A 10,000-nucleotide genomic window follows, 5' to 3' on the forward strand; every position below is an offset into this window, starting at 1 on the left:
TCCTGCTGCTGTTAAAGGTTCGTACCCCAGTGGTTCATATAAAGTCGCGTCATTCAGCTGTCCATCGACAATCTGAATATGACGGTTGGCTCGACGGGCCTGATCCGGGTCGTGTGTCACCATCAATATGGTGCAGCCTTGCTGATTAATCTTTTCCAGCAGCTCCATCACCTGGCGAGCCATCAGTGAGTCCAGATTCCCTGTAGGTTCATCCGCCAGCAGAATACGTGGTTCACCGGCAATAGCACGGGCTATAGCCACACGTTGCTGCTGACCACCAGACAGCTGGCTCGGGTGATAGTCACGGCGCGCCGCTAAACCCACTGTTTCCAGCGCCTGTTCCACCCGGCGTTTACGCTCAGCCGCACTAAAACCACGGTAACGCAGCGGCAGTTCGATATTGTCGAACAAGCTGAAATCTTTAATCAGGTTAAAGCCCTGAAAAATAAAGCCTATTTTTTCATTGCGAAGAGCGGACAATTCCCGGTCCGATAAGCCTTTCACAGAGCGGCCGTCCAGCAAATAATCGCCCTGATCAAAACTTTCTAAAGTGCCAAGCACATTCAGCAAGGTGGATTTACCAGAACCTGATGGACCTGTTAAAGCGGCAAATTCTCCTTCGTTCACCTGCAGATTAATCTGACGCAGGGCATGAGTTTCAATTAAGTCGGTTCGGAAAATTTTGCTCAGGTTATTAATTTTAATCATGATTTTCTCCTTTAGGGCTCAAGCCCCAGATTCCTGTGAAAGCCTTAGTCCTGTGAAAGCCTTAGTTCAGTTGAACTCTGTCTTGTTGTTTAAATTCATCCAGATTAGAAATGACCCATTGATCACCTTCTTTGGCGCCTTGTAAAATTTCGACGTACTGCACTGAGGATGCACCTAACACCACAGGGGTTTTGACCGCCAGATTGTTAGTGACCTGATACGCAATGCGGCTGGCGCCAGAGCCAACAAAATCGCCACGCTTGATGCGAAGTACATTGTCTTTTTGTTCAATAATGACGCGGGCTGATAAACGCTGGTTCTGACGTAAACTGGTGCTGTCATTCTGAGAAAAACGGACACGGGCTGTGACTAAGTTGTCTTTGACTTCAGGCGCTATATGGCTCAGCTCACCTTTGAGTTGCTGATTGCCCAAATTCACTTCAACCGGCATGCCTACAGCTAAATCGCGGATGTAACTTTCCTGCACTGAAAGTTCGGCTTCGTAACGGCTTAAATCGATCACTGTTAACAAACCTGTGCCGGCCAGTACATGGCTTTGCTGCTCGACCAGCCAGTTACCGACCTGACCCGTAACAGGAGCTTTAATTTGCAAAGCCGCCAGTTTCCTGTCTAGTTCTGCAACCACCAGAGCCTGACGGGCTAAGGCGGACTGACCAGACTTTTTTTCAAAATTCAGCTTATCTGAAGCCAAAGCCACTTTACGTTTGGCGTGATCAAATTCCAGTTCGGCTTGCAATAACTTGTCTTTGGCCACGTCGTAATCCAACTGACGAATCACGCCCACTTTGATCGACTGTTCAGCCCTGGCCAGCTCACGTTTGGCTGCAACTAAATTCACTTGAGCTGTGTTTTGCACTTGCTCCATATCCAGCTGCAGTTCACGGGCTAACAAAGTGGAACGTTCAAAGTCTGATTCCATACTGGCCAGCAAAGCCCGTTGTTGCTCCAGCTCGTTGTCCAAAGCCGGACTGGAGACCACTGCCAGCAAATCGCCTAATTGCACTGCTTCTCCTGGCTGTTTCAGATACTGCACCTGGCCTGCTTCCTGACTAAATAAGGTCGGAGCATTGGCCGCTACTACCCGGCCCTGTACCGATAAATCCCGGGTAAAACTGCCACGTTCCACTATCGCCAGTTGCACCTGATCCTTAGGTAACACCAAAGAGGCCTGGGCCGAACTGGCCGCCAGCAGGCTATAACTGATATAACTGATCCCAGCCATAAACAAAGTTGCGAGCACAGGGCGGCGCCACTGTCTTGCTTTCGTAGGTTGGATTTGAATATCCTGATTTTCTGTGCCCTGGATCATCACTGTTCTCCGTCATCTGATTAACCAGATATAGCAGGGACCGTGCCATCACAAAAACCACACGCAAGCCATTGTTTTATAATGAAATAAAGAAAACACACTTACTAGTTAAAACTGTCCGCGGACAGAAAAAGTGTCCGCTTAAATCAACCGGACAGCTGGAAACCAAGGAGCAACAATGCATTATTTATTGCAGTATCAAACCTCAGCGGACTACCTGGAAAAGCGGGTGTTGTTTCGTGCAGAACACTTGCAGCTGGCCTGGTTGGCCGCAGAGCGGGGAGAGTTGATATTAGGCGGAGCTGTGGGCGAGCCCGTCGAAAGTGCTTTGCTGCTGTTTAATGTGGCCGATCCGGCGCAAGTCAAAGCCTTTGCCGAAGCCGATCCTTATGTAAAGAACGGCCTGGTCAGCAGCTACCGTATTCTGCCATGGCATACGGTAGTGGGCCATGACGCAGCAACACCTGTTCGCTAACGATTAAAATGGGGTCAGATCACATTGTTAACAGTTAACAATGTGATCTGACCCCATTTTCTATTTTTTCTGCCACTGACCGTTTAGTTGAATGTATTGGCCGGCTTCGGTTTTTTCTATGGCTTTTTGGCCTGCAATAGCTTCAACATCAGCCAGCTGGATGCCATTTTTAGCGGCCAGTTTCTGATACTCAGCTTTGCGGGCTTTGTTAATTAACTCCGCTATTTCTTTGGCTTGTGCTGATGAGGTTACTACACCTAAATAGCCATTAGGTTGTTCTCCTACCAGGCCCTGGCTTTTCGCAGAACTTAAGGCCGACATCGCTTGTTGTAAATCCATAGCCAGCACGGGCAGACTGACAGCAAATACAGCGGATACGATTAATTTAGTTAAAGTTTTCATACCTGGGCTTCCTTAAAATAAACCACTGGAATCACTAATCAGCTCGTCCAGTTCTTTGTCCACTTTAATCAAAATTTCATGCTGAATTTTGACATTCAAATTGATATTAATAGGCTCATTTGGCATAGCCACCTGCACTGTTGGTGTGCAGGCTGTGGTTACTAAAATAGCCAAACAAAGGCTCAGGCCTTGTTTCACAAGCTCCCCCTGACGTACAGCCTTTGGCCGTGAACATTGTGTATCCTGCCAATATCGCATCATCACTCCTTGCGGGCGTCTTTGGCTTTTTCGGCGGCCAGACGCTGTTGAACCCGTTTTTTCACTAAGTCACTGACCTGACCGGCCAACTGCAAGCTGGTGATCATAGCCGGTAAATTCTCTTCTAAATGAATACTGAAATTCACAGCCCGACCTTGTTCAAAATCCGGGTTATTACCTTCCAGTTTCAGTGCCAGTAACAGCAGACCTTCTTTACTGTAACTAACTGCAGCAGATAACGCCGAAAAATGGAAATTTTGCAGCGCCTGCACCACTATGTTCATGCCCTGATTGGACTGTGCCATAGCCCGAGCTTTGTCAGACTGATAGGCAATTTTACCTCCCGGAGCCAAAGCTGCGACTGCCCCCTGAGCAACAGTCAATTTGCCTTGCTCTATGCTCAGAGGCAAAGTTCCGGATAAGGTTCCCTGCCCTGTCATATCTGCGCTGGGATGTTGCTTCAGCAACTCTGCCAACTGCAATTTATCCAGTTGCAACAAGACTTTCGTGTCTTGAGTTAAATCTATCTGCTGCGGTATTGCTGTGACCTGCCCACCAAATAAAGCAAGCTGTAGCTGCTTCAAACCTAACCGACCTTTAAACCAGTCCGGCGCTGTTGTGTTGTAGACCGCATTTAACGCTAAAGGTCCCATGATCAGGCCATGGTTGATCTGTTGCACCTTCAGATCTTCAGTCTGCACTGTCCAGTCCTTACCCTGGCTGAACAGCTGCAACTGAGCACTTAAACCACTGAACACTGTCCTGTCGTAAATACCTGTTAAATCACGCAGTACCAGTTTTGTTTGCTGCCCGGTCAGTGACATACGACTGAGGTCAAACCCGAACTGGCCTTGACCCGAAGCTTTGCCTTTTTGCAGCGTCAGCAGTTCAGGCCAAAAAGGTCCAAGCTGCAGCGGATTACCGGCCAGAAAAAACACTTCAGGCAATGTCCAACTGACATTCAGCCTTTGTTCTGCCAACTGAACTTTATGCTCAAGCGACAAAGACAAACTATTGCTTAAGCGCCCCTGGATTTGAGCTTGCCCCTGCTGGTAAAAAGCCGTGCCAGACCAGCTCCAGTCCAGAGTGTTTAACATCGGCTGTTGTAACTGTTTTAACTCAACTGACAACTCACTTTTTAGTTGCGTCTTAGCCCACTCAGCCGGATCCAGTTCGAGCTGCAGTGATTTTGCATGCAGTTGCAGCTGTTGGATCAGTAGTGCAGGTTGGCTATAACCCGTTGTTAACTCTACCGGTGTTGTGGCTTCTACTTGCAGTTGGTTGTTGTGCCAAACAGCACGTCCGCTAAACTTTAACTCCAAATCGGTGAACTGATGCTGTTGCCAGTTTAGTTTGCTGCTGGCAAGACTCAACACAAACTCAGGGACCTGCAACTGTTCAGCTTGAGGGGTGATCACCGCTTTCAGCGCCAACTTCAAATCACCAACGCCTTCAATAAATACCGCCTGTTGATTGGCCAGTTGCAACTGTATTTGCTGATTGTGCTCGCTATAACTTAAGGAGCCGGCCAGCTGGCAGTCAGTTTGCGCAGTCGTAGTCAGCTTAGTATTCAGGCCGGCACAAGGCAGTGAGACTTCAATCAAATCAAATGACACTATCTTGGGCAACCAGAGTGGTAATGCTGGCGTTGATGACGCGACCTGCGGTTCTGTTTCGCCAGAGTATGATGTCCCTTGCAAATTCAACTGAGCTTTCAGCGATTGAGCTTTGACCAGGTCGAGCGGCCAGGGCCAGCCCGTCCAGCCAAGTTCCAGCTGTTCAAGTTGCAATTGCTGTTGGCCAGCATATGGCAGCTTGAACGACAATTGCTCAACACTCACGCCATCCCAGGACAAATTAACACCTTGCCACTGTGGACTAAGTTGATTCCACCAGAATTTAATTTGGATAAAACCATACAAAGCGCCGAGCAGCAGCAATAGCAGCAGATTCCACTTTAACCAGGAGCTTGATTGTCTTGCGCCAGAACCAGCTTTTAACACTTTATTCCCTCTGTATTTCTTCACACTATGAGTCACAAGGCAGAGCTGTGAATGAATTCAATGCCTTAGTCTGGCGCTAACCACCAAAGCCAGCCAGAACTTTTGAGCCTGTGTTCATGGCATTGTATCGTTTTGTTACATAGTTGTATCTTTTTAAGCCAAAAGAAACGTGCTCTAATCGGGCTATTAACAAGGAGGAACCTATGAACAAATCCAGATTGGCCGTCGCTGTAGCTTTTGCCGTCACCCTCGCCGCCTGTAGCACTCAAACTCAAAGCAATTTACCTGCAGGCGTAACATTAGTTGAACAATCCAAGCCGCAGCAAGGCATTCATATTCCTTATAAAAAGTATCAGTTGGACAATGGTTTAACCCTGATAGTTCATGAAGACAATTCAGATCCACTGGTGCATGTTGACGTGACTTACCATGTAGGTTCCGCCCGTGAAGAGTTAGGTAAATCAGGTTTTGCTCACTTCTTTGAACATATGATGTTTCAGGGGTCCGAAAACGTTGGCGACGAACAGCATTTTAAAATCATTACCGAAGCTGGCGGCACGTTAAACGGTACTACCAACTCAGATCGCACTAACTACTTCGAAACTGTTCCTGTCAATCAGGTTGAAAAAATGCTGTGGTTAGAAGCAGACCGTATGGGATTTTTGCTGGACGCTGTGACAGAAAAGAAATTTGAAGTTCAGCGTGAAACCGTCAAAAACGAACGGGGTCAGCGCGTAGATAACCAGCCCTATGGCAGGTTAAGTGAGCGTGTATCTCAAGCTTTGTATCCGGATGGTCACCCTTACTCCTGGCCTGTTATTGGCTACATGGATGATTTAAACCGCGCCAACGTCAATGATGTAAAAGCCTTTTTCCTGCGCTGGTACGGTCCAAACAACGCCACTTTAACAGTAGGTGGCGCAGTAAAAGCCGAAGACATTTTACCTATGGTGCAAAAGTATTTTGGTTCAATTCCGCGTGGTCCGGAAGTGTCTGATGCAGCCAAATCTTTAGTCAAGTTGCCTGAAACCCGTTATATCTCAATGGAAGACAATGTGCATTTGCCGTTGCTGTACATCAGCTATCCGACTGCTTATGCTAATCACAAAGACGAAGCCGCTTTGGATATTTTGTCAGAGATTTTAGGTGGCGGTAACAACTCGTTGCTGTATAAAAATCTGGTAAAAAATCAGCTGGCCGTGCAAGCCGCTGTATCACACCCATGCCGTGAATTATCTTGTGAATTCTCTTTGTATGCTCTGCCGCATCCGGCTTCGGGCAAAAATCTGGCCGATATAGAACAGATCATTCGTGCCAGTCTGACAGAATTTGAACAACGTGGTGTGACAGACGACGACTTGTTAAAAGTCAAAGCCAAGATGGAAGCAAGCAGCATTTTTGGTCTGCAAAGTGTCGCAGGTAAAGTCAGTCAGTTAGCGGCCAGTCAAACCTTCCAGGGCAAGCCAGACACTATTGCTGACGATATAGCCCGTTACAACGCCGTGACCAAAGAAGACGTAATGCGGGTGTACAACAGCTACATTAAAGGCCAGCATTCTGTCGTGATGAGCGTGGTGCCAAAAGGTAAAAAACAGCTGATCGCTAAAGCCGATAATTTCACCCCTGTTAAACATGACTTTGGTGGCCCGTCAAAAACCAAAGCGGAAGATTTACAGGTCCGTAAAGCGAGCGATAACTTTGATCGCAGCAAACAACCTATGGCTGGCATGAACCCAGCTGTAGAGTTGCCGGCCACCTGGACTATGGACTTGGGCAATGGCATTAAAGTGTTAGGCAGTCAAAGCACCGAAACCCCTACCACCTCTTTATTGCTGAAAATCCCGGTTGGTAGCTATTACGAAACAGCAGATAAAGCCGGTGTATCGGCCTTATTGGCTGCCATTTTGAATGAAAGCACAGAGAACTACACCACAGAGCAAATGAGTCTGGAGCTGGAAAAACTGGGCAGCAGCATCAGCATCAGCTCCGGTGACAGCTACATCGATGTGTTTGTCTCCAGCTTAAGTAAAAATCTGCCACAAACCTTAAAGTTGTTAGAAGAAAAGTTACGTAGTCCTGGTTTTAAAGCTGAAGACTTTAGCCGCCTGCAACAGCAGACACTGCAAGGTATACAGCATAGCGCAACAAACCCGGCGTATCTGGCGGCGACGGCTTATAACAAAATGATGTTTGACGGCAGTATTGCCGCTTTACCTAACGAAGGCACACTGGAATCTGTCAGCAAACTGACGCTGGATGATGTGAAGAACTGGTATCAGACTCACTTTAAACCTGCAGGTGGTCAGTTGATTGTGGTGTCCGATTTAGCTAAGGACAAAGTGGCGTCGGAGTTAAAAACCCAGTTGGCTGACTGGCAAGGTCAAGGCCCGGCACTTCAGATCAACACAGGTCAGATGAAAGCCAAGCCTGGCACTATTTATCTGCTGGATAAACCTGATGCACCTCAGTCTGAAATTCGCATTGGTAAGCGTTCACTGACACAGGACATCACAGGAGAGTTCTACCAGGCCAGCCTGATGAACTTTGTCTTAGGTGGCACTTTTAATAGCCGTATCAACCTGAATCTGCGTGAAGATAAAGGTTATACCTATGGAGCCCGTGCTGGCTTTATCGCTGACAAGTTTGCAGGTACTTACACCGCCTCTGCTGCCGTGCGTGCTGATGCGACAGCAGACTCTATCCGTCAATTTATCAATGAACTGGATGCATTCCAGCAAAAAGGTATTGCCGATGACGAGCTGGCCTTTATGCGTCTGGCGATTAACCAATCCGATGCACTGAAGTACGAAACCCCTAATGCCAAATTAGGCTTTATGGCGCAAATTCTGGAATTTAACTTAACACCTGACTTTGTCCGTGAGCGCAATCAGCTTGTGTCCACCATCAGTAAAGAACAAATTAACGCTCTGGCAGCCAAACACTTAAACACCAAAGAAATGACTATTTTGGTGGTGGGAGATGCCAAAAGCTTAACGCCTGAACTGGAAAAACTGGGTTATCCGGTAGAAAAGATCAGCCTCTGAACCGCTGAATTAATAAAAAGGCCACCTGTCGGTGGTCTTTTTATATAGCGCAGCCGTAACCTGAACCCGGACTCGGGGCTCCGGCTTAACAATTCAACTATTTGGTTACAAATTTATCCCATAATTCCATAGGTGAAAGCATGTTTGCTCGCTACACTATAGCTGTCATTTGTCCGGCTTTTGGCTGCTCTGCTGCACGAAAAAAGCTGTGGGACTCAGACACAGGCTTAAAAGCTCCGGGGATTAACGACTTCTTTTTCTTAAATTTTCATTAAATTGTGACTAATCGTCACATTTTTAAAAAAAACGTGGCACACTAGCCTGTCCGCAAAATGCGTAAGTAAAGGGTAAGTTCTGAGAAGCTAAACTCAGACCCTGAGTAGTTCTAATCCCAAAGTGCTGTCAGACCATGTGGTTATGACTGACACTTCCGGGCCCTAATTAACTTTTTAATCTGGTTACTGCTATGAAAAGTTTTAAATCTATATTGTTTGCCGTACTTGGCCTGATCTGTGTGTTCATGGTACTTGCAGGGGTCAAAGGTGGCCAGATTGCAGCCATGATCGCGTCGGGTGAGACTTTTGTGCCACCACCTGAATATGTCAGCACTTTTACCGTAGAGCAGCAAAGCTGGCCTAATACTTACAACGCTATTGGCACAGTACTGGCGGATGAAGGTATTGTCGTAGCAGCTGAAGTGCCTGGCCGTGTCAAAAAAATTAGCTTCAGCAATGGCCAGCAAGTCACTGCAGGCACAGTGCTGATTGAGCAGGAAGCGACCAATGAGCAAGCACAGCTGCGCTCTGCTGAAGCCAGCCTGAAACTGGCAAAAACCAGTTACGACCGCTTAGTTCAGTTACGCCGGACTAATATTGCCACTCAAAGTGAACTGGATAATGCGAAGCAACAACTCGACAGCGCCTTAGCACAAGTAGACAACTTAAAAGCCACCTTACAGAAAAAAGTCATTCGCGCTCCTTTTGATGGTCGTATTGGCATTCGGCAGGTTGACTTAGGTACTGATTTACAGGCAGGTACTGCCATAGTGTCGTTGCAAGCCACCAATAAAGTCAGAGTCAATTTCCCTGTACCACAACACTGGTTGACGCAAATCACCAAGGGGTTACCTGTGGAAGTATCCGTTGGCGAAGGTGCGGTAGTGGTCAAAGGTGAGATCAGCGCCATAGGTGCAGAAATTAATGCCAACACGCGCAACGTGATAGTGCAGTCCATGTTAGACAACAGCAGCAACGTGCTGATACCAGGTATGGCCGTCTCCACTACTGTAACCTTAACAGAGCCTCACCAATTATTAGTGGTGCCTAGCACAGCTATTATTTATGCGCCTTTTGGCGACACTGTTTTTGTAGTGGAAAAAGATGACAAAGGCGGCTTAAAAGCACGTCAGCAATTTGTCCGTTTAGGCAAGGCGCGTGGTGATTTTGTTGAAGTGATTGATGGCCTGAAAGCTGGTGATCAAGTGGTAAGCGCTGGCGCCTTTAAGTTATTTAATGGCCAGGCTGTAGTATTGAGTAAAACTCAGCCACCAGAGTTTAAAACAACACCAACACCAGCTGACAACTGATTTGCAGCACAGCACAACCAGCCATTAACAATGAGCAGATTATGAATTTTACCGATATTTTTATTAAGAAGCCTGTGCTGGCCATAGTGGTCAGCCTGCTGATATTGCTGGCTGGTTTCCAGTCGATGAGCAATATGACGGTACGACAGTACCCTCGTTCAGACATAGCTGTGATAAAAATCACCACGGCTTATA

Annotated in this window: 9 protein-coding genes; 4 read left to right on the forward strand and 5 right to left on the reverse strand. The window is 47.2% G+C overall.

Annotation, left to right across the window (positions count from 1 at the left end; genetic code table 11):
* Together LDL40_RS08710 and LDL40_RS08715 are read right to left on the reverse strand one after the other, a co-directional pair.
* A partial coding sequence (locus LDL40_RS08710; protein WP_300994891.1) for an ABC transporter ATP-binding protein occupies positions 1 to 708 on the reverse strand: 708 nt, incomplete at its 3' end.
* A gap of 61 nt (positions 709 to 769) precedes the next feature.
* Positions 770 to 2,038, reverse strand: coding sequence for an efflux RND transporter periplasmic adaptor subunit (locus LDL40_RS08715; protein ID WP_300994892.1), 1,269 nt, complete (start codon positions 2,036 to 2,038; stop codon positions 770 to 772).
* Between the two features lie 178 nt (positions 2,039 to 2,216).
* On the opposite strand from LDL40_RS08715, the gene LDL40_RS08720 reads away from it, so the two are divergent.
* Positions 2,217 to 2,513 (forward strand): YciI-like protein, encoded by a 297-nt coding sequence (locus LDL40_RS08720; RefSeq protein WP_300994894.1) that lies wholly within the window; start codon positions 2,217 to 2,219, stop codon positions 2,511 to 2,513.
* Positions 2,514 to 2,573: 60 nt separating this feature from the next.
* Here LDL40_RS08720 and LDL40_RS08725 read toward each other — a convergent pair whose 3' ends face one another.
* The 3 genes from LDL40_RS08725 to LDL40_RS08735 are packed head-to-tail and all read right to left on the reverse strand — an operon-like array spanning position 2,574 to position 5,176.
* Entirely contained in the window at positions 2,574 to 2,915 is a 342-nt protein-coding gene (locus LDL40_RS08725; RefSeq protein ID WP_300994896.1) for a YdbL family protein, read from the reverse strand.
* 12 nt (positions 2,916 to 2,927) lie between these two features.
* Complete coding sequence (locus LDL40_RS08730; RefSeq protein WP_300994897.1) at positions 2,928 to 3,173, reverse strand: YnbE family lipoprotein; 246 nt, start codon at positions 3,171 to 3,173, stop codon at positions 2,928 to 2,930.
* Between the two features lie 2 nt (positions 3,174 to 3,175).
* Positions 3,176 to 5,176 carry a YdbH domain-containing protein gene (locus LDL40_RS08735; RefSeq protein ID WP_300994898.1) on the reverse strand — a complete coding sequence of 667 codons (2,001 nt, stop codon included), beginning with the start codon at positions 5,174 to 5,176 and terminating at the stop codon, positions 3,176 to 3,178.
* Between the two features lie 203 nt (positions 5,177 to 5,379).
* On the opposite strand from LDL40_RS08735, the gene LDL40_RS08740 reads away from it, so the two are divergent.
* From LDL40_RS08740 to LDL40_RS18780, 3 genes are all read left to right on the forward strand, one after another.
* Positions 5,380 to 8,220 (forward strand): pitrilysin family protein, encoded by a 2,841-nt coding sequence (locus LDL40_RS08740; protein ID WP_300994899.1) that lies wholly within the window; start codon positions 5,380 to 5,382, stop codon positions 8,218 to 8,220.
* Positions 8,221 to 8,686: 466 nt separating this feature from the next.
* Complete coding sequence (locus tag LDL40_RS08745; protein ID WP_300994900.1) at positions 8,687 to 9,805, forward strand: efflux RND transporter periplasmic adaptor subunit; 1,119 nt, start codon at positions 8,687 to 8,689, stop codon at positions 9,803 to 9,805.
* Between the two features lie 41 nt (positions 9,806 to 9,846).
* A partial coding sequence (locus LDL40_RS18780; protein ID WP_367304309.1) for an efflux RND transporter permease subunit occupies positions 9,847 to 10,000 on the forward strand: 154 nt, incomplete at its 3' end.

The organism is Rheinheimera sp. (assembly GCF_020217005.1).
Lineage (GTDB): Bacteria > Pseudomonadota > Gammaproteobacteria > Enterobacterales > Alteromonadaceae > Pararheinheimera.

Excerpts from the sequence above, each read along its gene's own strand:
- LDL40_RS08725 (WP_300994896.1), bottom strand. The coding sequence starts at position 2,915 with ATGAAAACTTTAACTAAATTAATCGTATCCGCTGTATTTGCTGTCAGT.
- LDL40_RS08730 (WP_300994897.1), bottom strand. The coding sequence starts at position 3,173 with ATGCGATATTGGCAGGATACACAATGTTCACGGCCAAAGGCTGTACGT.
- LDL40_RS08720 (WP_300994894.1), top strand. The coding sequence starts at position 2,217 with ATGCATTATTTATTGCAGTATCAAACCTCAGCGGACTACCTGGAAAAG.
- LDL40_RS08745 (WP_300994900.1), top strand. The coding sequence starts at position 8,687 with ATGAAAAGTTTTAAATCTATATTGTTTGCCGTACTTGGCCTGATCTGT.
- LDL40_RS08715 (WP_300994892.1), bottom strand. The coding sequence starts at position 2,038 with ATGATCCAGGGCACAGAAAATCAGGATATTCAAATCCAACCTACGAAA.
- LDL40_RS08740 (WP_300994899.1), top strand. The coding sequence starts at position 5,380 with ATGAACAAATCCAGATTGGCCGTCGCTGTAGCTTTTGCCGTCACCCTC.